This window comes from Sorangium sp. So ce394, from assembly GCF_051474665.1.
In the GTDB taxonomy this organism is placed as follows: Bacteria; Myxococcota_A; Polyangia; order Polyangiales; family Polyangiaceae; genus Sorangium; species Sorangium cellulosum_D.
Window position 1 is genome coordinate 1,681,711 of record NZ_CP150339.1, and the last position, 24,127, is coordinate 1,705,837.

Sequence of the window (24,127 nt, forward strand, 5' to 3'; positions counted from 1 at the left end):
TCGAGGCCAGCGTGTTCGAGCCCATCGCCATCGTCGGCCGCGGGTGCGTCCTGCCCGGCGCGCTCCACCCCGCGGCCCTCTGGGACAACGTGCTCGCGGGCAGGGACCTCCTGTCCGCCGCCCCCGACGGCCGCTGGCGCCTGTCGCGCGAGCGCGCGCTCGCCTCCGGCCACGGCGACGGGCGCGGCGCGCGCGACGTGCGCGACGCGAAGGACCGCGCGTGGAGCGACCGCGGCGGCTACGTCGCCGGGTTCGACGAGCACTTCCGCCGCGTGCTCGCCCGGGACCCGTTCCCCCGGAGGAGCGGTCCGCCCGAGTCGCTGCTCGCGCTCGACCCGCTCTTCCAGTGGGTGCTCTACGCGGGCCGCGAGGCGCTGCGCGAGGCCGGCCACGAGGGCAGGTCCGACCGCGCGGGCGCGGTGCTCGGCAACCTCTCGTTCCCCTCGTCGGCGATGTCGGCGTGGGCCGAGGCGACGTGGCTCGGCGATCTCGCCGGCGTCGCGCGGCCCGATCCGCGCAACCGGTTCATGTCGGGCCTGCCCGCCCACCTGCTCGCCGACGCGCTCGGCCTCGGGGCCGGGGCGTTCGCGCTCGACGCCGCGTGCGCGTCGTCGCTCTACGCGATCGCGCTCGCCTGCGAGCGCCTGCAGGACCGCGAGGTCGACCGGATGCTCGCCGGCGCGGTGTGCCGGTCGGACGACCTCTTCATGCACATCGGGTTCTGCGCGCTGTCGGCCCTGAGCCGCACCGGGCGCAGCCGCCCGTTCTCGTCGGCGGCCGACGGCCTGGTCCCGGCCGAGGGCGCGGCGTTCGTGGTCCTCGAGCGCCTGGCCGACGCGGAGGCCGCGCAGAGGCCCATCCTCGGCGTGATCCGCGGGATCGGCCTGTCGAACGACGGCCGCGGCCGCGGCCTGCTCGCGCCGGCGGTCGAGGGCCAGCTGCGCGCGATGCGGGCCGCGTACGCCATGGCCGGCGTCGATCCCGGCGAGGTCTCGCTCCTCGAGTGCCACGCGACGGGCACGCCCCTCGGCGACGCGACCGAGATCGCGACCCTCACCGAGGTGTTCGGCCGCCGCGAGGTCCCGCTCGGCTCGCTCAAGTCGAACCTCGGCCACCTCGTCACGACGGCCGGCGCGGCCGGGCTCCTCAAGCTGCTCGGCGCCATGGCGGCGGGGATCCGCCCGCCCACGTTGCACGCCGATCCGCTGAGCGACGCGGTGGCGGCGAGCCCGTTCCGGGTGCTCCAGCGGGCCGAGCCCTGGGAGGGCCGGCGGCTCGCGGGCCTGTCGGCGTTCGGGTTCGGCGGGAACAACGCGCACCTGCTCGTGGAGGCGTACGAGCCCGCCGCGCCGAAGGGCCGCGCCGCGCCCGCCGCGCCGGCCGCCCCGGCGGCGCGCCCCGCCCCGGCGGGCCACCTGGCCGTGGTGGCGATGGGCGTGTGCGTCGGTGAGCTCAGCGGCGTCCGCGCCTTCGCCGAGCCGCTCCTCTCGGGCGGCGGCGCGGATCCCCGCCGCGCGACCGTGGCGCTCCCCGCGGATCGCCTCCGGTTCCCGCCGCGCGATCTGGAGCAGGCGCTCGCCCAGCAGACGCTGCTGCTCGAGGCGGCGATCGAGGCGACCGAGGGGCTCGCGCTGCCGCGCGATCGCACCGCCGTGCTCATCGGCATGGGCGCCGACACCGAGGTGTGCCGGTACATGGCGCGCTGGCGGCTCGCCGAGTCGGCGCCGGCGCGGCTCGGCCCGTCGGTCGACGTCGACGCGCTCAAGGACGCGATCATCGCGCCCCTCCGGGCGGCGGGCGTCGTCGGGAACATGCCCAACATCCCGGCGAACCGGCTGAACAGCCACCTCGACGTCGGCGGGCCGTCGTTCACGATCGCGGCCGAGGAGCTCTCCGGGCCCTGGGCGCTGCGGGTCGCGTCCCGCGCCCTGCGCGCCCGCGCCGTGGACGCGGCGATCGTCGGCGCCGTGGACCTCTCGTGCGAGCCCGCCCACGCGGCCGCGCTCGAGGCGCTCGGCGTCCACCTGCCTCCCGGCGACGCCGCGGTCGTGCTCGTGCTCGAGCGGCTCGACGACGCCGTCCGGGAGCGGCACCCGGTCCTGGCCGTGGTCGTGGACGAGCCGACCGAGCCGGGCCTCGTGCTGTCGGCCACGGATCTCGCGCCGCGGTTCGGCCATGCGCACGCCGCCTCCGGCCTGCTGCACGTCGCCGCCGCGGTGCTCGCCTGCCGTCATGCCCGGAAGCCCGACGGAGCGCCGTGGACCGACGACGTCCGCGTCGCCGAGGTCCGCTGCGCCGGCCTCGGCGGGGGCTCGCTGTCGGTCCGCATCGGGGCCGGCGGTCCGGCCGCGCCGCTCCCGCCGCCGCGACCTTCGGCGGGGCCGGCGCTCACGCTCCCCGCCCACCCGCCGGCGATCGTCGTGCCCGGCGCGGCCCCCCGCTCATCCCCTGGAGACTCGATGGAACCTGCGCCGCCTCTGCCGTCCGCCCTCGACGACCTGCCGCCGCTGTACCCCGGGCCCACGGGGTTCTCTGCCGCCGACGCGGCCTCGCCGCCGTCCTGGGACGAGCCGCCGCCGATGGCGCTGGCGCTCGTCGAGGCCGCGGCGGCGGACCTCGCGGCCGAGCCGCTGCAGGTCGCGCCGGCGTTCGTCGAGGCCGCGGCCGTGGACATCGCGGTCGAGCCGCCGCCGATGGCGCCGGCGTTCGTCGAGGCCGCGGCCGTGGACATCCCCGGCGACGTGATCGCCGGCGCCGCGGCGTTCACCGTCCAGATGGCGCAGATCCACAAGGCGTGGGCGGAGCAGCAGGCCCAGGTCCACCGCCGGTTCCTGCAGATGCGGCAGCGCGCGCTGGACGCGCTCGTCGAGGCGTCGTCCGGCGCGGCTGCGGCGGTGCACGCGGCGCCTTCGGCGCAGGTCGTCCCCGTCGCGTGGGTCCGCGCCGAGGCGCCGCGGCCGTCTGAGGCGCCGCGCCTGATCCGAGCCGAGGCGCCGCGCCCCGTCGAGCCGCCGCGCCCGCCCCGCGCCGAGGCGCCGCGCCCCGTCGAGCCGCCGCGCCCGCCCCGCGCCGAGTCGCCGCGCCCCGTCGAGCCGCCGCGGTCGATCGAGCCGCCGCGCCCCCCCGCCGCGCCGCCGCCTCCGCCGCGTGCCTCCGCCGCGGCGCCGCCGCCTCCGCCGCGCCCCGCCGCCGCGCCGGACCTCCCCGCGGCGGCTGCCCTCGCGCCGCGCGGTCCCCGGTTCAGCCGCGAGCAGCTCGAGCACCTCGCCTCGGGCCGGATCTCCGACGTGTTCGGCCCGCTCTTCGCCCGGCAGGACGGCTACCGCCGCCAGGTGCGCATGCCCATGCCGCCGCTGCTGCTCGCCGATCGGGTCACCGGGATCGACGCCGAGCCCGGCTCGATGAAGCTCGGCACGATGTGGACCGAGACCGACGTGCGGTGGGACTCCTGGTACCTGCACGACGGCGCGATGCCGGCCGGCATCATGATCGAGAGCGGCCAGGCCGACCTCCTGCTCATCAGCTGGCTCGGCGCGGACTTCGAGAACAAGGGCGAGCGCGTCTACCGGCTGCTCGGCTGCGAGCTCACCTTCTACGGCGGGCTGCCGCGCCCGGGCGACACGCTCGTCTACGACATCCACGTCGACGGGCACGCGAAGCACGGCGACGTCCGCCTCTTCTTCTTCCACTACGACTGCCGCATCAACGGCGAGCTGCGCCTGAAGACGCGCAAGGGCCAGGCCGGCTTCTTCACCGACGAGGAGCTCGCGAACTCGGGCGGCGTCCTCTGGGACGCGGACTCCGCCGAGCACGCGGCGACCGCCCGCCTCGATCCGCCGCGCATCGCCTGCCAGAAATCCGCCTTCGACCGCGCCGATCTCCTCGCGTTCGCGGCCGGCGACGGCGCGGCGGCGTTCGGCCCCGGCTTCGAGCGCCTGAGCACCCACGTCCGGACGCCGCGGATCAGCGCGCCGCCCATGCTGTTCTTCGATCGCGTCGACGCGTTCGACCCGGCGGGCGGCCCGTGGAAGCGCGGCTACCTCAGGGCCACGCTGCCGATCACGAAGGACGGCTGGTACTTCGAGGGCCACTTCAAGGACGACCCGTGCATGCCGGGCACGCTCATGTTCGAGGGCTGCTTCCAGGCGCTCGCGTTCTACATGGCGGCCATGGGCTTCACGGTGGACGCGGACGGCTTCCGCTTCGAGCCCGTGCCCGAGATCCCCTACCTGCTCCGCTGCCGCGGCCAGGTGGTCCCGCAGAGCCGGCTGCTCACGTACGAGGTCTTCGTCGAGGAGGTCCACGACGGCCCCCAGCCGACCGTGTTCGCCGACTTCCTCTGCACGGTCGACGGCCTCAAGGCGTTCCACGCCCGCCGCGTCGGCCTGCGCCTCCGGCCGGACTGGCCGCTCTCGAGCTCCCCCGAGCTGCTCGACGGCCACGTCGAGCCGAAGCCGGTCGCGCGGGTCCCCTGGTCCGAGCTCGGCGCGCCGCCCGCCGGCGGCGCCGTGGACGCCGGCGGGTTCCCGTTCGACTACAAGAGCCTGCTCTCGTGCGCCTGGGGCAGGCCGTCGGACGCGTTCGGCCCGCTCTACCGTAGGTTCGACGAGGGCCGGCACGTCGCGCGGCTCCCGGGCCCGCCGTACCACTTCATGAGCCGGGTCCTGTCGGTCTCGAGCCCCATGGCGGCGATGAAGGCCGGCGCGAAGGTCGAGGTCGAGTACGACGTCCCGGCGGACGCCTGGTACTTCGACGAGAACGCGAGCCTCACCATGCCGTTCGCGGTGGTGCTCGAGGCCGCGCTCCAGACGTGCGGCTGGCTCGCGAGCTACGCCGGCTGCGCGCTCTCGAGCGACGGCGCGCTGTACTTCCGCAACCTCGACGGCAAGGGCACGGTGCGCGCCGAGGTGCTGCCGGACGCGGGCGCGCTGCGCACGACGTCGCAGCTCACGAACATCTCGCGCTCGGGCGGCATGATCATCCTGGCGTTCCGGGTCGAGTGCAGCGTCGGCGCCACCCGGGTGTACGACCTCGAGACGGTGTTCGGCTTCTTCCCGAAGGCCGCGCTCGCGACGCAGATCGGCATCCCGCCGAAGCCCGAGGAGGTCGCCGCGCTGGAGGCCCCGTCCGATGTCGAGGTCGATCTCCGCGCGCGCCCCGAGCGGTACTGCGGGGGCAAGCTCGGGCTCGCGCGGCCGTCGCTGCTGATGATCGACCGCATCGACGGCCTGTGGCAGGGCGGCGGCCGGAAGGGGCTCGGCCGGCTGCGCGCGCGGCGGGACGTCCAGCCGTCGGAGTGGTTCTTCAAGGCCCATTTCCTGGGCGATCCGGTGCAACCCGGCTCGCTCGGCATCGAGGCGATGCTGCAGACGATCCAGTTCTGGATGCTGCACCACGACCTCCACGCGGGCCTCCGCGACCCGCGGTTCGAGCCGGTGATGACGGGGCACGAGCACAGCTGGCGCTACCGCGGCCAGGTGCTGCCGAGCAGCCGGCGGGTGACGGTCGAGACCGACATCCTCGAGGTCGGCCGCGACGATCGCGGGCCGTACGTCGTCGCCGAGTCCTACCTCTGGGTGGACGGCCTCCGCATCTACGGCGCGACGCTCGGCGTGCGCATCGTCGACGGCGCTCCGCCGCCCCGCCCGCGCCGCGACGTCGGCTTCGACCCGCGCGGCGGCGCGCGCCACCTCGCCTCGCTCCCGGGCGCCGTGCTCCGGAGCCAGGGATCCCGCCCGAACGAGCAGGCCGCGGGGCGCGCCGCGCCGCCGGCGGCCGAGGGCCAGAGCCCGCGAGCGCTCGCGGGGCGCGCCGCGCCGCCGGAGGCCGAGGGCGCCGAGGAGGTGCTGGATCCGGGCGGCTGGGTGGCGGACCACTGCCCCACCTGGACGGTCCCGGCGCTCCCGGGGATGAGCATGGTCGACCGGCTCGCCGGCGCCGCCTTGCGGGCGCGCCCGGGGAGCGTGGTCGTGGCCGTGGAGGACGTGGTGGTGCTCCGCTGGCTGACCGTGCCGGGGCCGGTGCGCATCAAGGCCGAGGCCACCGGGACCGGCGATGTCCTCGACGTGCGGCTCCTCGCGTGGCGCGAGGCCTCGAACCCGGCGCTCTCGCGGTTCGAGCCCGTGTGCACCGGCCGCGTGCGGGTGGCCGGCGCGTACCCGCCCGCGCCCGCGCCGGAGCCGGCGCTCGACGCGCCCGAGGCCGACGATCCCTACGCGGCGGGCACGCTGTTCCACGGCCCCGCGTTCCAGTACCTGACCTCGCTCCGGCTCGGCGCGCGCGGCTCCTCGGCGGTGCTCGATCCCGGCAAGGGCTCGGTGCCTCCCGGGACGCTGCACCAGGGCATGCTCGACGCGCTGACCCACACCATCCCGCACGACCGGCTGTTCCTGTGGGATCCGGCGAGCCCGCCCGCGCACATCGCGTTCCCGTCGCGCATCCCGTCGCTGCGCCTCTACGGGCCAATCCCCGAGGCGCCGGTGCGCGTCGAGGTGCGCTACGAGGGTCGCGACGATCGCTTCGTCTCGTTCCGGGTGCAGGCCATCGCGGGCGCCGGGGCGGAGGCCACCGGCGAGCGCGTCTGGCTGGAGCTCCGCCTCGTCGAGGTGCTGCTCCCGCAGGGGTCGGTGGGCGGCGCGCCGCCCGGGATCCGCCGGGCGTTCCTGCGCGACCGCGCGCCGGTCGACCTCGGCGTGTCGCGGGTCGACGCGGCGTCGGGCGAGGCGCGCTGCAGCCCGGCCGACGTGCGCACGATGGACTGGATGCCGGGCACGGTGGCGCACCTGTACGACGCGTCGGGCGATCTCGTCGAGTCGGTGGCCGTGAAGGATCACGTCGCGCGGCGCGCCGGCGTGCACCCGTCGACGGTCTCGCTCGCCGGGGTCTCCTCGGCGCAGCCGCTGACGCGCTGGCCGTTCGCGGTGGCGCGCGAGGGCTCCGAGGTCGTGGTCCGCGACGCGGGCCCGCCCGCGATCGACATCGCGCCGGTGCGCCGCTACTGGGGCGCGGCCATGGGCCTCGGCCGGTGGCCCGCGGAGGACCTGTACTTTGGCCTCATCGAGCGGTTCATCCGCCGGGTGCACGTCGCCGATCCCGCCGCGTTCCGCGCGGTGAAGGGCCGGAGCCTGCTCTACCTGGGCAACCACCAGGTCGGCGTCGAGTCGCTCTTGTTCGGCATCGCCGTCTCCGGGCTCACGGAGGTCTCCACGGTGACGCTGGCCAAGGCCGAGCACCGGACCACGTGGCTCGGCACGATGCTCGCGCACTGCTTCGCGTACCCGGGCGCGCGCGATCCGAAGGTGATCACGTACTTCGATCGCGAGGACAAGGCGTCGCTCGGGGGCATCATCGCGGAGCTCGGGGCGGAGATGCAGGGCTCGGGCAAGGGGGTGATGGTGCACGTCGAGGGCACGAGGTCGCTCGAGTGCCGCACGCCGGTGCGGAAGATGAGCGGCGCGTTCATCGACATGGCGCTCGCGGTGGGCGTCCCGGTGGTGCCGGTGCGCTTCGCCGGCGCGCTGCCGCCGGAGCCGCTCGAGAAGCGGCTCGAGTTCCCGCTGGGCATGGGCGTGCAGGACATCTGGATCGGCCGCCCGCTGCTGCCCGAGGAGCTCGCGGGGCTGACCTACAAGGAGCGCAAGGACCTCGTGATCGCCGGCATCAACGGGCTCGGGCCGAGCAACGAGGTCGAGCAGCCGTTCCCCGGCGACCCTGCGTTCGCGGCGTCGGTGGACGCGTGGGTGGCGGAGGCGGGGGTCGGGCACGAGGACGCGACGGTCTTCCGGGTGCTGGAGGCGTGCGCCGACCCGACGCCCGAGACGGCCGCGATCGTGGAGGCCGCGCGCACGGGGCGGCTCGCGCCGCCCGACGCGCGGCGGGCCGACTGGCTGCGGAAGCTGGCGGCGCGGCTCCTGGGGAGGCGGCTCGTGGGGTGAGCAGAGCAGCCTCTGCCCGCGCTCACACCTACATTTCGTCGAATGCCGAGCTGCGCTCGGGAGAGCGAGATCTCACGGGTTCCTGTCCCTGGGATCGGGTCAGCCCGACCAATCCTGTGAGCGCGCCACGGCGCGGATCGCCTCTGCGAGCTCCGCTTCGAAGAGCTCGAACGCCGGCAGCCTTCGCAGCGCCTCCAGGCTGACTTCTTCGCCGAACAAGCGGTAGAGGCGCTCGGGTCTTCGCCTCATTCCACCCTCTTTCATGACGCGCCCCAGCGTCAGCTTGGGATCGGCCTCGCGCTCCGGCTCGGCGGGGAGGGCTGGCTGCGCTCCGCTGCCGAGCAACGTCCGGAAGACCTGACCATCGACCAGCATCCATGCCTCGGTCTCGCGCACTGGAACGCACGGAACCGCCGACGTTCGGGTGCGCGCGCCGGGCCGCCTCGATGCCCGGGTCAATCGAGCTCCGCCGCGCAGATGCTGGGTCGCCTGCGCCGTCAGCGTGGATCACGAACAGCGTGCACTCCGCCCAGCGGTCGGCGATGGCAGCTGCGATCCGCTCGGCACGCTCGCCTTGCGCCGGGGGCGGCGCATCGATCCCGAGGCTCGCGTCGACCTCGTTCGTCCCTGGGAACAGCGGCGCCGCGAGCGCTGGCAGCAAGCGATCCAGGAGCGGCAAGAGGAAGTCGTAGTCGCTCCGGCCTTCCGCATAGAGTCCTGCGCGGAGATAGAGCCGCTTTCTGCTCATTCGGCGGCCTCGCTGGCTGCCGCCTGGAGGAGCGCGTCGACCTCGCGCAGCGGCACGATGTGCGCGCCGTCGCCCGGCGCGTTCAGCTGCCCCACCGCACGCGCGCGCGTTACGAGCTGGCCGTCGCGTCGCACGAGATCCATGAAGCGCAGATGCTCGGGTCTGTCCCGGAACGCGGCGAGGACGACCGGCGAGTGGCTGGTGAGGAGGAGCTGCGTCGCGGGTTGAGCTGAGTCAGGAGAGGCTTCGTCTCCTCGAGTCGTTATCTCGCGTAGCAGCGAGAGCAGCGTGCGCAGGCGGCCTGGGTAAATGCCGTTCTCAGGCTCCTCTACGCCAACGATGGATGGACGAGGCTCGACGCGGAGCGCTGTGAGCAACGCTAGGCCGCGCAGCGTGCCATCAGAGGCGAGTCGAGCCGGGAGGCGCTCGCCGCCGGAGAGCTTGAACTCGATGCGCAGGTTGTCGTCGTCGGGCACGACATTGAAGCCGGCGAGCCCCGGGATGAGGGAGACCAGATCCGCGCGGATCTCTCCGAGCGTCGGTGCCGGCAGATCGGCAAGGATGGTGGGGAGGTTCGATGCGTCGGGAGCGAGCGCGACCGAGTCGGTGCGCTCGCTCGAGTCGCGCAGGCGCGCGGCGTCGAGCTGGAGGAGGCTGAAACGGGAGAGCTCGTCGGTGATGATGTTGATGACCGCCCTCCATCCCCTCTCCGAGTTTGTGTTCCGGAAGTCGGCGTACTCCTTGAAGAGGGCAGCACGCTCAGCGGTCAATTCCTTCGGGAAGTCGAGGTTGATACGGTAGGTTCCAGCTCCTGTCTTGAGCGCCGCAAGCGCGGCGTGTGTTCGTGGACAGTGATAGTTCAGTCCCGCCCAGCTCTCGTATTCGGGCGCGATGAGCACGCGCCGCTCGCGTCCGTCTTCGTCCTCGTGGCGCAGGATGATCTCTCGTCGAGGATGTCCCTCCTTGTCGGCGAGCGCGCGAAAGCATTCTCCGGAGACCACGAGCTCCTCGACGCCTGACGGACGCGCCCGACGCTCTATGACGAGCTCGTACCGATAACGGACCGGCAGCGGTGGCTCACCGTCTTGAAACGGCGCTGGCGTGCTTCGCAGCAACACCTCGGCTGCGAAGCGGATCGTCTTCCCCGCCTCTCCCCCCGAGCGGCTGAACTGATCGACCACCCGCCCCCGTCCGAGCTTGAACGCCTCCTCGAGCGGCATGGATGCGAGCCGCCCCAGCAGTCCGATCGCCTCCAGCAGGTTCGACTTTCCCGCCCCGTTCGGCCCGACGAACACCGTCAGCGGCTCCAGATCGACCGCGAAATCCCGCAGCGATTTGAAGCCATCGACCTCGAACCGCGTGATCATCGCTCGAGCCTACCATGCCCGCGCTGCCCCGCGGCTTGCCCACCTCCTTGCTCCTCGTGGCTCGGCCGGATCGACCGCGCTGCTCCGCCGCGGGCGGTCGATCGGCGGCGAGGCCCATCGGGAGGCGGCTCGCGGCTTGACCCGCGCAGCTCGGTCGCATGCACGCGCCGGCACTCGCGCCGCACCGCGGCCCTGCCGGCCCCGCGCCGCGAGGCTCTCCTCACCACCGGATCGCCGTCGGCTCCGCGACCCAGTTCAGGCTCCCCCCGTCGTAGGGCGGCGGCGGTCGCGTCAGCGCGTACGTCAGCGCCGCGCCCCCCGCCAGCACGGCCGCCGCGCCCGTCCAGAACCACCACGTCTTCAGCACCGATGGCCGCACCGGGACCAGCTTGGCCGTCAGATCCGCCCGCTGCCCCGCGTGCAGATCGAGCGTCGCCGCGTACGTCTCGAAGCCGTCGCGCACCACCTCGATCCGGTACTTCCCCGGCGGCCGCTCGATGTCGATGGGCGCGAGCCCGGCCTCGCGGCCGTCCACGCGGACGAGCGCCTGCGCCGGCTCGGCGCGCACCGCGACGCGCGCGGGTAGGAGGTCCAGCCGGAGGTCGAGCGTGGCCCTCTCCCCGGGCCGGTAGGTCTTCTGGACGAACGCATCCTGTCGCCCCGGCCGCGCCGCCCGGAAGAGGTGGACGCCGGGATCGAGCTCCACCGTGAAGGTCTTCTCCGCCGGCGCCTCCGCGCGCCCCGCCGGCCCCGGGAGCGCGACGAAGACCCTGGTTCCGCCTTCGGTGTCCAGGCGGAGCGGGCGCCCGTCCACGGTCAGCGGCGTCCCCGCAGGATCCAGCGTCACCGCCACGCGGACGACGAGCTCGTCCAGCTCGGCGACGAACGCCCTGGCGTCGTCGAGCTGCGCGGGCGCGAGGCCGTCCGCGCTCGCGAGCACGCGGCGGAAGGTGCGGCGCGCCGCGACGTAGCGGCCCAGCGCGCGCTCGCAGAAGCCGATGTTGTACTGCACGATCGGCGCGTCCCGCGCCGCCGCCGCCTCCTCGAAGGCGGCGAGCGCCTCGCCCCACTGCGCGTCCTTCGACCGCTGCACGCCGAGCAGGAACGCCGCCCTGCCGCGCGCGGTGCGCTCGTCCGCCGCCGTCGCCTCCGCCGGAGCCGCGGGCCCGCTCGGCTCCTCGGCGCTCGCGCGCCCCTCGGCCAAGAGCGCGAACCCCGCCACGACCAGGCCACCCAGGATCCATCGCGTCCGCATCGCGCCGCTCTCCGCCGACGGCCTCGTCATTCGGTCCCGCCGCAGGAGGGCAAGCAGTGGGCGAGCGCGCAGCCGAGGCGAGCGTTGTGCGTCTCCACCGCGGTCGGGAACATCTCCTCGCACGCCGTGAGGCACGCCTGGTCCCCGGATTCGCACTGGACCTGGCAGCTCTCCAGCAACGCGCACTGGAGATCGTGATGGCAAGCCGCCATCTCGTCGGCGCAGTGCGAGATCTGGCACTCGACACAAGGGTGGAGCGGCTCCTCGCCGCAGGCGTCGTCGTCGAAGCAGAAGTGCTCCATGCAGGCGACCCGGTGACCGTAGCGCTCGTAGCCGGCGGCGTGATCCTGGTAGCACTGGCCCTCACAGGGCGGGTAGTCCGCGCCCCCGGGACAAGCCTTGATGCACGCGACGAGATCCTGGCAGTCCTGGTCGTCTTTGCACGCCTGGTAGGTCTCGCAGCAGCGCTCGTCTTCGCACTTGTAACACTCGTTCTCTTCCATCGACGGCGGGCACGTCTGGTGGAAGTCCGGGTCGGTCGCGGCGGGGACCTGGCCGCAGCCGGCGCACCGCGCGCCCGGACCCGAGGCGCGGCAGTCGATGAAGGCCTGCTGCGCGCTCTGGCCAGCGGAGCCGGAGACGGGCGGACATGCCCTCTCGCACGCGACGTCCGCGTCCCCGTTCGGGCCCAGCGGGCACGCGTCGAGGCAGTCGAGGTAGGCGGCGCAGCCCGGATCGGCCGCGCAGGCGTTCACCTGGGACACGCACGCTGTCTCCACGACGCACGCGCCGCACGCGCTCGTCCGGTAGGTGACCTCGCCTCCGCCGGCGCCTCCGCCGGCGCCTCCGCCGGTCCCCGATCCCGTGCTCGCCGACGTCCCCGCGCTCGCGGGTAGGGGGCCCCCGTCGCACGCCGGGGAGAGCGCCGCCGCGAGGGAGAGAGAGAGCACGGCGAGCACGGGCCGGGTTACCCACGACATACAATCTCCTCGCGAGCGGTAGCAGCGTTTGGCGTTCGTCGGTCGGCGAGAGCGGCAATCGATCTTCGTACTCGATCTTCGTACTCGATCTTCGTACTCGATCTTCCTTCGATCTTTCTTGGCTCTGCCTCTCCTGGGTGGTAGCAGTGAATGCTACCCCTGGCGCAGGTCGAACGGCAACGAGAAAGGCGGAACGTGGTGGAACCGAGGCGCGCGCTCTCGAGTCTCGCCGTGATCAGCATGGCTGTGCACTCGGGCGCCTGCGGCGGGCGAGAGCGACCGCAGCTCCTCGTCGTCGTGGACACCGACGCGCCGGTCGCCGCGCAGCTCCTCGCCGATCCGTCGATCTCTCCGGAGGCGGTCGTCGATACGGTGCGGTTCGACAGGTTCGACGACGCGTGGCGCCCGAGCTGCATCGACGACGTCGACTGCACGGCCAACTTCGTGTTGCCGGATCCGTCGTCCTGGCCGTTCTCCTTCGGGGTGGCCACGCCCGAGGCGGGCAGCGCCGTGCTCCGCCTGCGCATCCGGGCGTTCCGCGGCGCCGTCGCCACGAGAGGCAAGGACGCTGTCGAGGGCAGGGCGTTCTCGACCATCGATCCTCCGCCCGAGGCCGCGATCGACCGGCTGCTCGAGGTCGCGCTCCCCGCGTCCGGCGTGGAGACAATCGAGCTCGTGCTCTCCGCCGACTGCCTCGGCGTGCCCGTGTCGCTGCGCGATCCGCCGCGCACGTGCCTCGACGGCTCCCGGCGCGCGGCGGCCCCCGCCGAGGGCCTCGTCGTCGGCCCGGCCTCCGCGACGCGGGCCGGCACGTGGCCCCGCGCGCGCGAGGTGCCCTGCGGGGCCGCGCCGCAGGGCGCCGACGCCGTCTGCATCCCGGGCGGGCTCGGCTTCCTCGGCCAGGCCGAGCTCGCCGGCGTCGACGAGCAGAGCGACGCCGCCGCCGCGCCGCCGCGGCCGGTCTACGTGAGCCCCTTCTTCATGGATCGAACGGAGTTCACGGTCGGCCGCTTCCGCGATCTGCTGAACGACGGCCTCCTCGGCGCGGCGGGCGAGCTCCCCAGCGGGCCCGATCCGGACAGGGGCGCGCTCGCGGGCTGCCGCTGGCTCGGCGCCGCGGACGGCGCGAACGACGATCACCCCCTCAACTGCCTCTCGTGGAAGCTGGCGCGGGAGGCGTGCAGGGCGAGCGGCGGCGAGCTGCCGACCGAGGCGCAGTGGGAGCACGCCGCGCGAGGTCGAGGGCAGGGGCGCGTCTATCCCTGGGGCGACGCGTCGCCCGCGTGCTGCACGGCGAGCGCTGGGCGCGGGACGCTGTGCCCCGGCGGGACGGGGCCGGAGGAGGTCGGCGCCCATCCGCCGTCGGCGGCGTGCGGCGGCCTCGGCGACGTGTCCAGGGACGGCGTCCTGGATCTCGGCGGGAACCTGAGCGAGCTGTGCGCCGACAGGCTTGTTCCTTACGGAGAGGGCTGCTGGGGCGCTCCCGGGATCTTCGTCGATCCCCGGTGCGACGACGACACCACGAGGTCGCGCGCTGCGCGCGGGGGAGACTGGGCCAGCGGCCCCGCGAACACCCGCGCTGCGTTCCGGAGGGGCGATGTGCTGGACGCGCTGCACGGCTTCCGGTGCGTCTACGCGGGAGGGGCGCCGTGACGGCCCGGCGCTCCCTGGGGGCGCTCGCGGCCGCGGGGCTCCTGCTCTCCGGGTGCGGAGCGGAGCCTCGCCAGTGGCTCGTCAGCGTCTCGACGGACGCGCCGGTGCCCCGGTTCGGCGATCACCTGCTGCTCGAGGTGATGGGCACCGACGCGAGCTGCACCGGGTGCATGCGGCTCATCGGGGTGGACGGGCCGGACAGCCTCCCGGTCAGCTTCGGTGTGGTCCCGCGGAGCGAGGGCGCCGCCGTGCGGGTCCGCGCGCGGCTCTACCGGGCCGAGCAGGCGGGCCCGGACGGCCTGCCCGACGCCGCGGCGCTGATCGACGCCGTCGCCGTGCTCCCGCCGCTGATCGAGGGCGAGACGCGCGTGGCCCTCGACCTGTCCATGCGCTGCTTCGGCGTCCCGAGCGCCCCCGGGGAGGGCGCGACCTGCGACCCGGAGACGGGCGCGCTCGCGCCGGAGCCGGTGCTCCCGCTGCTCTCCGACGTCGAGCCCCAGCCCCGGCCCGGCTCCTGGCCGGGCGCGGCCCTGGTGCCCTGCGCGGGGCCGGCGCCCGCCGGCATGGTGTGCGTGCCCGGGGGGGTCTTCCTGCTCGGCGCGCCTCGACCGGGCTTCGCCGTCGACCTCGACGAGCTGAGCCAGCCCGAGCACCTCGTGCAGCTCGGCGCCTTCGCCATCGACGTGGACGAGGTGACCGTGGGCGCGGTCCGGGAGCTCGTGGCGACAGGGCAGCTCCGGTCCGAGCCCCGCGTCCGAGACCTCGACGCGCCGGGGTCCGGCCGGGGCGCGTGCACGTACCTCGGCGCCGAGGTTCGCGACGACGACGCCTTATCGGTCAACTGCGTCACGCACGCGCAGGCGGAGGAGGTCTGTTCCGCGCTGGGGAAGCGGCTCCCGACCGAGGCCGAGTGGGAGTATACGGCCGGCAACCTCGCCGACGAGACGGCCTATCCGTGGGGCAACGCCGGCGACCTCTGCGCGACGGCCCTGCTCGGCAGGGGCCGGCACCCGATGGAAGCCGACGCGGGCGTGTTCGAGAACGCCGGCTGTCGCCCGCTCGGCGGGACGGTGCCCTGGGGGCCGGTCGCCGGAGGCGCGCCGGGCGACGTGACCGCCCTCGGCGTCCGGAACCTCGCGGGCAGCATGTCCGAGTGGGTGGCCGACACCTTCGCCCCCTACACGGCGCCGTGCTGGCGGCCGGGCGGAGCGCTCCTCGTCGATCCGGTGTGCCGCGCGCCGGCGCCCGGCGCGGCGCAGGCCTTCTCCTATCGCGGGAGCTCCTGGGCGGGTTACAAGCTCTCGGCGCAGGCCACCGCGCGCAGCCATGACGGGCCGTCGACGTTCAATCAGGCGACGGGCTTCCGGTGCGCGCAATCCATGTAATCGATGTGACCGATGAGACCGATGTGACCGATGTGACCGCGCCGCCGAGGATTGGGTCCGGCCGGGAACCACGGTACGCTGCGCTCGTGTCGGACGATCTCCAGGGCTCCTTCCCGGCCGGCAAGGTCGTCGCCGGGCACTTCCGGATCGAGCGCCTCATCGGCCGCGGGGGGATGGGCGAGGTGTACGCGGCCAGGAACCTCGGCACCGGGCGCGACGTGGCGCTCAAGGTGGTCCGCGGCGTCGCCGACGCCGCGCAGACTCGGCGCTTCCTCCGCGAGGCCAGGGCGGCGACCGCGATCCAGCACCCGAACGTGATCGAGGTGCTCGACGTCTTCGAGGGCGACGATCACACGCCCGTGATGGTCATGGAGCTGCTCCGCGGCGAGCCGCTCTCCGCGCTGCGCAGACGCAGGGGCGCCCTGCACCTCCACGAGGCGGCGCGGCTCCTCGCGCCGGTCGCCGCCGCGCTCCGCGCCGCGCACGACAAGGGGATCGTCCACCGCGATCTCAAGCCGGACAACATCTTCCTCTCCGAGCCCCAGGCCGGCGGGTGCGTGCCCAAGGTGCTCGACTTCGGCATCGCCAAGGTGCTCGACCCGACCTCCATCAGCGCGGAGACCCATGGAGCCAACACCAGCACTGGCTCGATCCTCGGGACGCCGCATTACATGTCCTTCGAACAGGCGATGAGCGAGAAGGACATCGATCATCGGGCGGACATCTGGGCCATGGGCGTCATCCTCTTCGAGGCGCTCGCCGGCCGGAGGCCGCTCGAGTTCGAGACCCTCGGCGAGATGTACACGGCGTTCCTGCAGCGCGAGGTGCCGTCGATCCGGTCGGCCGTCCCCGACCTGCCCGCGGACGTCGCCGACGTGCTCGACCGCTGCCTGCGGAAGCGGCGCGAGGATCGGCTCGCCGATCTCGGGCCCCTCGTCGAGGTCCTCGGCCGCCACGCCGACCCGGCGTCGCCGGGCGCGCTCGCGGGCGGCAAGGTGGTCGGCGCGCTCGCGCCGCTCGCCGCGCCCCCGCGCTCCGCCGCGCCCGCCGCCGTCTCGGATCGAGGCGGCCCCGCGAGGTCGCTGAGGCGGGCGGGCGCAGGCGCCGCGTTCCTCGCGGCGATCGGCGTCGCGGCGTTCGCGGCGCTCCGCCCTGCGGCGGACGCGCCCGCCCCGCTGGTCTCCACGCCGGCCGAAGCGGAGGGCGCGCCCGCGCCTCCGGCGTCCACGTCGGCCGAAGCGGCGGGCGCGCGCGCGTCCGTCCCGGCGCCCCCTCCGTCCCCCGCGCCGAGCGCGGCGCCCCCGGCCGCCCTCGCCCGAGACGATCGCGCTGCGGAGGCCGCCGCGCCGTCCGCCGTGCCTTCTGCGAGGCGGCCTTCGTCCAAGGCGCCCTCCGGTACGGCGGCGGCGCCCTCGGCGACGCCGCCTGTGACGCCCCCGGCGCCGAGCCAGCCGGCGAGGGGGATCGTCGACCAACTCCCGTACTGATGACGACCGGCGCGCTCCGCGTTACCGTGAGCGCACGCCATGGAAGGTCAATGTATCGCCGGGAAGTACCGCCTTGCCCGGCTCCTCGGCAAGGGCGGAATGGGCTCGGTGTGGCTGGCAGAGCACCTGTCGCTCCGCACGCCGGTGGCCATCAAGCTCATCGACGTCGAGGTCGCGAAGAACGCGAGCGCCCGCGCGCGCTTCGATCGCGAGGCGCAGCTCGCCGCGCGGATCCGCAGCGCCCATGTGGTCAAGGTGCTCGACCATGGCATGACCGACCATGGATTGCCTTACATCGCGATGGAGTGCCTCGCGGGCGAGACGCTGCGCGACCGGCTCTCCGCGCGCGGGCGAATCACGCTGTCGGAGACGGCGAAGATCGTATCTCACGTGTGCCGCGCCCTCGCGCGCGCCCACGAGGCCGGGCTCGTGCACCGCGACATCAAGCCCGAGAACATCTTCATGGCGCGCGAGGATGACGGCGAGATCGTCAAGATCCTCGATTTCGGGGTGGCGAAGGCGACGGACGCGCTCTCCATCGCAGGGATGGATCCCACGCGCACCGGCGCGCTCCTCGGGACGCCTTACTACATGAGCCCGGAGCAGGCGAAAGGCCTGAAGAGCGTCGATTACCGGTCTGACCTGTGGTCCCTGGGAATCGTGGTCTTCGAGTGCCTCACCGGCCAGCGCCCCTTCACGGCCCCGGCCCTCGGCCCGCTCATCGCGAAGATCCTGGGGACGCCCGCGCCCGCGCTGTCGGCGGCGGCGCCTTCCGCGCGCATCCCCGCGGAGGTCGAGGCCTGGATGCGCAAGGCGCTCGCCGTCGATCCGGACGCGCGCTTCGCCTCGGCCAGGGAGCTCGCGGAGGCGTTCATGGTGGCGTCGGGCACGGCCGACTCGATGGAGCGCGGCCCCTCGGCGGGCCTCCCGGGCGCGCGGTCGCCGTCGGCCGCGGGCTCCCGGGCCGAGGCGTGGGACGCGGCCGACACCGTCGCCCTGGCCTCGAACGACGCCGCCCCGCCCGCCGCCGCCGCGACGCTGCCGGCCGGGGCCGCGACGCTGGCGGTCGCCGCCGTGACGCCGCCGGCCGTCGCGCCGTCGGTCCCCGCCGCGCCGCGCGCCCCGGCGGCCCCCCTGGCCTCGGCGGCGGCGCCTGGCGCGGTCGCGGCGGCGCCGCCGTCGGTGCGCGGCCTGATCTGGGCGGTCGTCGTGCTCGGGATCGCGCTCCTCGCGGTGGGCGGCGTGCTCGCGGCGACCCTCCTGCGGTGAGCGGCGCCGGCGGTCTCGCGGCGCGCGGGCGGGCCCCCGACCCTCGGGCGCGGCGCCTCGACGCTCCGCTCCGATCGCGGCCCCCGTCGCCGTGTCGCGCGGCGCGCTGCCTTCCCGCTTGATCGCGCCGCGACGCGGGAGATACCCTCCGCGCATGCGCCGCCTGGTCTCGTGCGTCCTTCTCCTCTCGTCGTTCGCCCTCGCGCCGGGTTGCGCGACCTACAATCAGGATCTCGATCGTGCCCGCAGCCACTACGAGGCGAACCGGTTCGAGCAGGCGCTGGCGCTGTTCCGCGTGCTCGAGCACGACATGGACTCGTTCTCGGTCCCGGAGCGGGCGCAGTACGCCTACCTCCGGGGCATGACGGACTACCGCCTGGCCGATCTTGCGCCGCAGGGCACCGGTGTCGCCGATCCGCGCAAGGGCTACCGCGACAACGCGCGCCACTGGCTCGGGCTCGCCGCGGCGATCGAGAAGCAGACCCCCGGCGGCATCACGAGCGAGCAGAAGGGCCGGCTCACCGAGACGCTCGCGGATCTCAACCGCGACGTGTACGGCGGCGCCGAGACGCTGCCGGAGGGCGCCGCACCCGGAGCCGCGGCGCAGCCCGACGCTGCGCCTGCATCGCCCGCCGAATCGCCGGAGCCCTCGGCGCCCACGCTCTGACCGCAGCGCGCCCGCGTCCGCGGTGCTCGCGCCCCTGCGCGTCACCGGCGCCCGTGCGCCTGCGTCGTTCCGCGCTCGCGCATCGTTCCGGGCGCCCGCGTCGTTCCGCGCCCGCGCATCGTTCCGGGCGCCCGCGTCGTTCCGGGCGCCCGCGTCGTTCCGCGCTTCCGCGTCGTTCCGGGCGCCTGCATCGTTCCGCGCCCGCGTCGCGCACCGGTACTGCACCGCGCGCTCGTCGTGCGCTTCGTGCGAGCGTCCCACCGTGTGGGCGCGCTGGATGGCCTGGACAGGAACTGCGAGAGGAGACGTAGGGCGGGGCGCCGTGCGCGGCGCTGTGGGATCGCTGGTCAGCCGGGTCGCGCTACGACATCCGCCGGCGCAGCGACTCGATCTCGTCCTTCGCTGCGAGCTTGTGTTTCTTGAGCTGGGCTGCCTCCATCCTCTCCCCCGGTGTTAAGAAGGCCCGTCGACCCAGCTGCCTGAGCCGCGAATCGAGCTCGCGATGACGCGCTTCCGCCATACTCAGCCGCTGCTCCGGGCCGACTGCCGTCACCGCGCGAGGAGAGATGATCTGATGCTTCATGTACCCACCTCCAAGGCCCACAAGAGGGCCGTGATGCCTTCGAGAGCCCACAGCAGAAGCCCTCGTTCCGATCGTCGCTGGAGAGGAGATCGCCGCCGCGAGCTATGAGCGAACAGCGGCCTGTTGAACGAAGCGAGATTACCGCATCATGGCGGCTCGATGCAGGCTTTTTGTCGGGGGGTACCCTCTGTAACATCCCGGATCATCAGCTGAAACCAGGGATTGCCCTACAGGCGCACAGCAGTACACCTTCGTTCCGGACGGCCAGGCTGGCATCTCCGTCTCCGTCCGCGCGAGAGGGACAACCTCGACCGTGGGGCTATTCTTCCCAGGCCATGCCGCTTCCACGCATCGCCCCGCTCGCCGTCCTGACCGCAGTGGTCGCCCTGGTGGGATGCACCTCCCAGGCCACGGCGCCGGCCCCGGCGCGGTCCCCGCAGGCGGCCTCGGCGCGGTCGCCGGTCGAGCTCGCGCCGGTCGTCGTCTCGCCCTACTCGGACGCGGAGCTCGCGGCGGAGTTCGAGCGGGCGCGCGCGCTGCTCCTGGCCGACAAGGCGCGCGAGGCGGCGCCCCTGTTCGATCGGCTGGTCCGCCTCGCGCCGGACGGCGAGGTCGCGCCGCCCAGCCTGTTCAACGCCGGGCTCGCGCACGAGGCGCTCGGCGATCGCGCGCTCGCGGCCGAGCGCTACCGCGAGGTCGCGCGGCGCTTCCCGGACCACGCGGTCGCGCGCGGCGCCCTCTTCCGGCTCGCGCGCGCGGCGGCCGCCCTCGAGCGGTGGCCCGAGCTCGTCGAGGTCGCGCGCCGCCTGCTCGGCCTCGGCGATCTGAGCGTCCTCGAGGCGATCGAGGCGCGCGGCGCCCTCGCGCTCGGCCTCGTCGAGCAGGATCTCGTGGATGAGGCGGCGCGTCAGGTCGGGCTCGCGCGCGATCTCATCGAGGCGCACCGGCTGGGCGAGGCGGGCAAGCCGCCGCTCGAGCTCGCGCAGGTGAGCTTCGCGCTCGGCGAGGTGCGGCGGCGCCGGAGCGAGGCGATCACCTTCGCGCCGGTGCCGGCGAACTTCGCCGAGGCGCTGGAGCGGCGCTGCCAGGGGCTGCTCGACGCGCAGAGCGCCTACACCGAGGCCATGCGGAGCCTCGACGCCCACTGGTCGGCGATGGCCGGCTACCGCATCGGGCAGCTCTACAAGGAGCTCCACCGCGACGTGATGCAGGTCCCGCCGCCGCCGAGCGCCGACACCCCGAGGAAGAAGCAGCTCTTCGAGGGGGCGATGCGCCTGCGCTACCGCGTGCTCCTGGAGAAGGGGCAGAAGATGCTGGCGGGCACCGTCCGCCTCGGCGATCGCACCGGGGAGGCGCCTTCGTGGGTGCTCCGGGCCCGCGACGCGCAGCGCGAGATCGAGCTCTCGCTCGCCGACGAGCAGGCGGCCCTGGCGCGGCTCCCGTTCACCGAGGCCGAGCTCCTGGCCGCGCTCGACGCCCTGAAGACCGAGGCGCCGCGGCGGCCGTGATCCCGCGCGGGCGGCGGCCCGAGCGCCGCGCGCGGGCGGCGGCCCTGGGCCATGCGCGGGCGGCGGCGGCCGGGCGCGCGGCGCTCAGTTCAGCGTCGGCTCGCACCCGAAGAGCACGTCGAGCTTCGCATGCACCTCGCCTTGCACCGCCCTGCAGGACGCGGGGCAGAGGACGATCTTCTTCGGGAGCAGCTCGTCGTCGTAATACCACCCTGGCCCCGCGCCGCAGTCGTCCTCGCCGTCCGCCTTCGGGATCTCCAGCGCGCTGGCGCTCGCCGTCGCGAACTTCACCGCGACCCGGCTCGTGTCCAGCGTCGCGCCCGCGGGCGGGGCGGGGATGAGGAGCTCGCACGGCAGCGCCGACGCGCGGATCTCGGCCATCTTCGCCGAGAACGCGGCGACGTCCGCGGTGACGTCGAACGCCCGCGCCGTCCCGCCCGCGGCGGCGATCTGATCCAGGTTGGCCACGGTCGAGCCTTCCACGGCGACGACGTAGGTCTGGACGCCGTTGTAGTTGAGCGCCCGCTGCGCGATCTGCGCGGTGCTCGCGACGGTGTTGTCGGCGCACCCGGAGGGATCGCCGTCGGTCGCGAGCACGACGATGACCTTGTGGGACGGGTTTTCGTCCTTGTAGGCGGTCGCGTTCGAGAGCACCCCCTGGAGGGCCGGGCGCATGGGCGTCCCCCCGCCCGGCGCGGTGCCCTGGATGGAGGCGCAGATCTCCGGCGTGTGCAGCGGCAGCTCGCCGATGGAGACCGCGAGCTCGTCATAGGCCGTGTGCTCGCAGTCGTTCGTTCCGTTGTTGCCGCGCGGGAAGTAGGTCAGCCCCACGTTCATCCCGGCGGAGGCGGCGTCGTTCACGAACGTGGAGAGCGCGCTCGTGACGCCCCTCCATTTCTCGCCGAGCATGCTCCCGGAGCGATCGAGCAGAATGAGCATATCGAGCGGCATGAGCGCGGCCGCCGCGCTCGTCTGGGCGCAGGAGGACCCCTCGTCGAAGCCGCCCTCGCCGGTCGCGCCGAACCCTCCCGAGCCGAGCGACGCGCCTCCGCCCGTGGCGCTCGCTCCGAAGGTGCCGCCGCCGTCCCCGCCGTCCTCCGGCGGGTCGACGCGCGCGGGCCTCCTCTCGTCGGTGGCCGCGCAGCCGCCCGATGGCGCGGCCAGCCCGGCGGCGACGAGGAAAGGGGCAAACACCAAATGACGTCGGAAGGACATCTCTGCGCTCCTCTTCAAATTGATGCGACGTGGCTCGCGGTCGCGAGGGCTCCACGCGCGAAGTGGTCTGTCTATCGAGGGGTGGCCGAGCTCCGAGACGATCTCGTCAGCATACTGCAACTCTCGAGGGAGGGGCGATAGGGGCTCTCCGGTTTGTGGGCCTTCTTGGCGACGTGATGTCTTTGCTCTCGTCGCTGTCTTTGCTTTCGTGGCTCCTCACGGCCTCTCGCGGCGCGAGAGGCCTCGTGTGCTCGTCGACGCCGCGCGCTGCTCCCCGCGCGCCGCGCGCCGCGTTCCGCGTTCCGCGTTCGGCGCGCGCCGCGGCCGCCGGTGGCCGCGGCGCGCGCGGACCGTTCCGGGTGCTCGCGCGCCGGAACATCATGTTTCCTTGCGCAGCCGCGAAGGACGCGTAATTCCCACGAGGTGCGTCACGATTGCTCGAGAGAGGCGAACATGACTAGGTGGATTCCATGGGTAATTTCCGCTGTCGCCCTGACGGATCTCGGCTGTTCGACCGCGACGTCCGCTGGCAGCTCGGGCGCGGCGGGTGACGGCGGCGCTGCCGGCGCGGCGGGCGCGAGCGGGGGCGGCGGGGGCGGGGCCGGCGCTCCGTGCGAGATCGACTGTTCGCTCGTCCCGACGCCGCAGTGCATGGCGGCCGTGTGCAACGAGGCGACGCGCAAGTGCGAGCTCGTCCCCAGCGCGGGCGGGGAGCCCTGCGACGACCGGGACGCCTGCACGGTCGGCGAGGCGTGCGCGGACGGCGCCTGTCAGGGCGGCGCGCAGGAGGACTGCGGCATCGAGCCGGACAGCTGTCATGTCGTCACGTGCGTCGACGCGCGCGGCGAGCCCCGCTGCGGGGTGGAGCCGAAGGAGGACGGGGCGCCGTGCGCGACGGAAGATCGCTGCGTCCTCAACGCCGCGTGCGCGGACGGCGCGTGCGTCGGGACCCAGCGGGATTGCTTCTTCTTCCAAGTGCCGGACTCCTGTCATGTGGGCGAGTGCAACCCGGCCACCGGTGCGTGCGAGGCGGTCCCCGGGAACGAGGGCGCGCCGTGCGCGGACTCCGGCGACCTGTGCATGGTCGGCAAGACCTGCCAGAGCGGCCGCTGCGAGGGAGGCGTCCCCAAGGACTGCAGCGCGCTGAGCGCCGGGTGCAACGATGGCGCCTGTGATCCGGGCTCTGGCAATTGCTATGCTGAGCCGATCGCGCCGGGCGGCGCCTGCCTCTCCGGGACCGACGAGTGCAATCGTGGCGTCTGCGACGAGCACGGCGCCTGTATTTCCATGCCTACCCCCGGGGCCTCGTGCTCCTCACAGACGGTCGGCTGCACGCGCGGCGTCTGCAGCGACGCCGGGGTGTGCACGGCGCGCTCGGTCCCCGACGGGGGCGTCTGCGTCGACAGCGACTGGTGCACCGTGGGGGAGTCCTGCCTGGCCGGCGTCTGCCAGGGCGGCGGCGCCGCGGCGACGCCGGCCGTCTATTTCCGGGATACGTTCGAGAGCAACGCGGCCGGGTGGGAGCTCGGTCCGACCTGGCAGATCGGCCCGGCGGCGGCGTCCACCGGGCAGACCTACGGGCACGCCGATCCGGCGCTCGATCATACGGAGACGCCGGACAACGGGGTGGCCGGCGTGGTCATCGGAGGGAACGCGCCTCCCGGCGTTCACCCGTATTTCTATCTGACGAGCCCGGTGATCGACGCCGATGTCGAGGGCGGCGTGTATCTGACCTTCTGGCGCCTCCTGAACAGCGATGAGGCGCCCCACATGACGAACCGGGTCGAGGTCTACGACGGCGTCCGGTGGCATGTGCTCTTCGAGTCGGGGACCTACCCAGGCGTCCGCGACCCGGCCTGGACGAAGATCCGTTACGACCTGACCCCCCACAAAAGCGCGCGCCTGCGGATCCGGTTCGGCTACGAGATCGGGCGGGACTCCTTCGTCGACACCGTATCGAGCTGGAATATCGACGACGTGGAGATCGCGAACGCGGCTTGCCCGTAGCGCGCGACTCGGAGGCTCGGGCCAGCGAGGCGCGGAGGGCGCGCGGCGGCACAGGGGCGCTGCGCGCTC

Annotated in this window: 14 protein-coding genes; 8 read left to right on the forward strand and 6 right to left on the reverse strand. The window is 74.1% G+C overall.

The window, feature by feature from the left end; all coding sequences use genetic code 11:
• Nucleotides 1-11: 11 nt before the first annotated feature.
• Nucleotides 12-7,934 (forward strand): beta-ketoacyl synthase N-terminal-like domain-containing protein, encoded by a 7,923-nt coding sequence (locus WMF33_RS06180; RefSeq protein WP_437336267.1) that lies wholly within the window; start codon nucleotides 12-14, stop codon nucleotides 7,932-7,934.
• 99 nt (nucleotides 7,935-8,033) lie between these two features.
• Here WMF33_RS06180 and WMF33_RS06185 read toward each other — a convergent pair whose 3' ends face one another.
• From WMF33_RS06185 to WMF33_RS06200, 4 genes are all read right to left on the reverse strand, one after another.
• Nucleotides 8,034-8,330 carry a hypothetical protein gene (locus WMF33_RS06185; RefSeq protein ID WP_437336268.1) on the reverse strand — a complete coding sequence of 99 codons (297 nt, stop codon included), beginning with the start codon at nucleotides 8,328-8,330 and terminating at the stop codon, nucleotides 8,034-8,036.
• A 348-nt stretch (nucleotides 8,331-8,678) separates the two neighbouring features.
• Nucleotides 8,679-10,049 (reverse strand): AAA family ATPase, encoded by a 1,371-nt coding sequence (locus tag WMF33_RS06190; RefSeq protein ID WP_437336269.1) that lies wholly within the window; start codon nucleotides 10,047-10,049, stop codon nucleotides 8,679-8,681.
• A gap of 220 nt (nucleotides 10,050-10,269) precedes the next feature.
• Complete coding sequence (locus tag WMF33_RS06195) at nucleotides 10,270-11,304, reverse strand: PEGA domain-containing protein (RefSeq protein ID WP_437336270.1); 1,035 nt, start codon at nucleotides 11,302-11,304, stop codon at nucleotides 10,270-10,272.
• 26 nt (nucleotides 11,305-11,330) lie between these two features.
• Nucleotides 11,331-12,284 carry a hypothetical protein gene (locus WMF33_RS06200; RefSeq protein ID WP_437336271.1) on the reverse strand — a complete coding sequence of 318 codons (954 nt, stop codon included), beginning with the start codon at nucleotides 12,282-12,284 and terminating at the stop codon, nucleotides 11,331-11,333.
• A 240-nt stretch (nucleotides 12,285-12,524) separates the two neighbouring features.
• Between WMF33_RS06200 and WMF33_RS06205 the strand changes: the two genes are divergently transcribed.
• The 5 genes from WMF33_RS06205 (at nucleotide 12,525) to WMF33_RS06225 (ending at nucleotide 18,745) form a co-directional block, all read left to right on the forward strand.
• Nucleotides 12,525-13,937 (forward strand): formylglycine-generating enzyme family protein, encoded by a 1,413-nt coding sequence (locus WMF33_RS06205; protein WP_437339451.1) that lies wholly within the window; start codon nucleotides 12,525-12,527, stop codon nucleotides 13,935-13,937.
• A complete protein-coding gene (locus WMF33_RS06210; RefSeq protein ID WP_437336272.1) occupies nucleotides 13,934-15,322 on the forward strand; it encodes a formylglycine-generating enzyme family protein in 1,389 nt (462 codons plus the stop codon). Before WMF33_RS06205 ends, WMF33_RS06210 begins: the two co-directional genes overlap by 4 nt.
• A gap of 86 nt (nucleotides 15,323-15,408) precedes the next feature.
• Complete coding sequence (locus WMF33_RS06215; protein ID WP_437336273.1) at nucleotides 15,409-16,809, forward strand: serine/threonine-protein kinase; 1,401 nt, start codon at nucleotides 15,409-15,411, stop codon at nucleotides 16,807-16,809.
• Nucleotides 16,810-16,848: 39 nt separating this feature from the next.
• Nucleotides 16,849-18,078 (forward strand): serine/threonine-protein kinase, encoded by a 1,230-nt coding sequence (locus WMF33_RS06220; protein WP_437336274.1) that lies wholly within the window; start codon nucleotides 16,849-16,851, stop codon nucleotides 18,076-18,078.
• Between the two features lie 154 nt (nucleotides 18,079-18,232).
• The gene (locus WMF33_RS06225; protein ID WP_437336275.1) at nucleotides 18,233-18,745 is read left to right on the forward strand and encodes a hypothetical protein; all 513 of its coding nucleotides are present in this window, start codon (nucleotides 18,233-18,235) and stop codon (nucleotides 18,743-18,745) included.
• A 361-nt stretch (nucleotides 18,746-19,106) separates the two neighbouring features.
• Here WMF33_RS06225 and WMF33_RS06230 read toward each other — a convergent pair whose 3' ends face one another.
• A complete protein-coding gene (locus WMF33_RS06230) occupies nucleotides 19,107-19,328 on the reverse strand; it encodes a YdcH family protein (protein WP_020733166.1) in 222 nt (73 codons plus the stop codon).
• A gap of 335 nt (nucleotides 19,329-19,663) precedes the next feature.
• On the opposite strand from WMF33_RS06230, the gene WMF33_RS06235 reads away from it, so the two are divergent.
• Entirely contained in the window at nucleotides 19,664-20,836 is a 1,173-nt protein-coding gene (locus tag WMF33_RS06235; RefSeq protein ID WP_437336276.1) for a tetratricopeptide repeat protein, read from the forward strand.
• A gap of 84 nt (nucleotides 20,837-20,920) precedes the next feature.
• Here the strand turns inward: WMF33_RS06235 and WMF33_RS06240 are convergent, their stop codons facing one another.
• The gene (locus WMF33_RS06240; protein ID WP_437336277.1) at nucleotides 20,921-22,051 is read right to left on the reverse strand and encodes a vWA domain-containing protein; all 1,131 of its coding nucleotides are present in this window, start codon (nucleotides 22,049-22,051) and stop codon (nucleotides 20,921-20,923) included.
• 651 nt (nucleotides 22,052-22,702) lie between these two features.
• Between WMF33_RS06240 and WMF33_RS06245 the strand changes: the two genes are divergently transcribed.
• On the forward strand, nucleotides 22,703-24,058 hold the full coding sequence (locus WMF33_RS06245; RefSeq protein WP_437336278.1) for a hypothetical protein: 1,356 nt from the start codon (nucleotides 22,703-22,705) through the stop codon (nucleotides 24,056-24,058).
• Nucleotides 24,059-24,127: the final 69 nt, after the last annotated feature.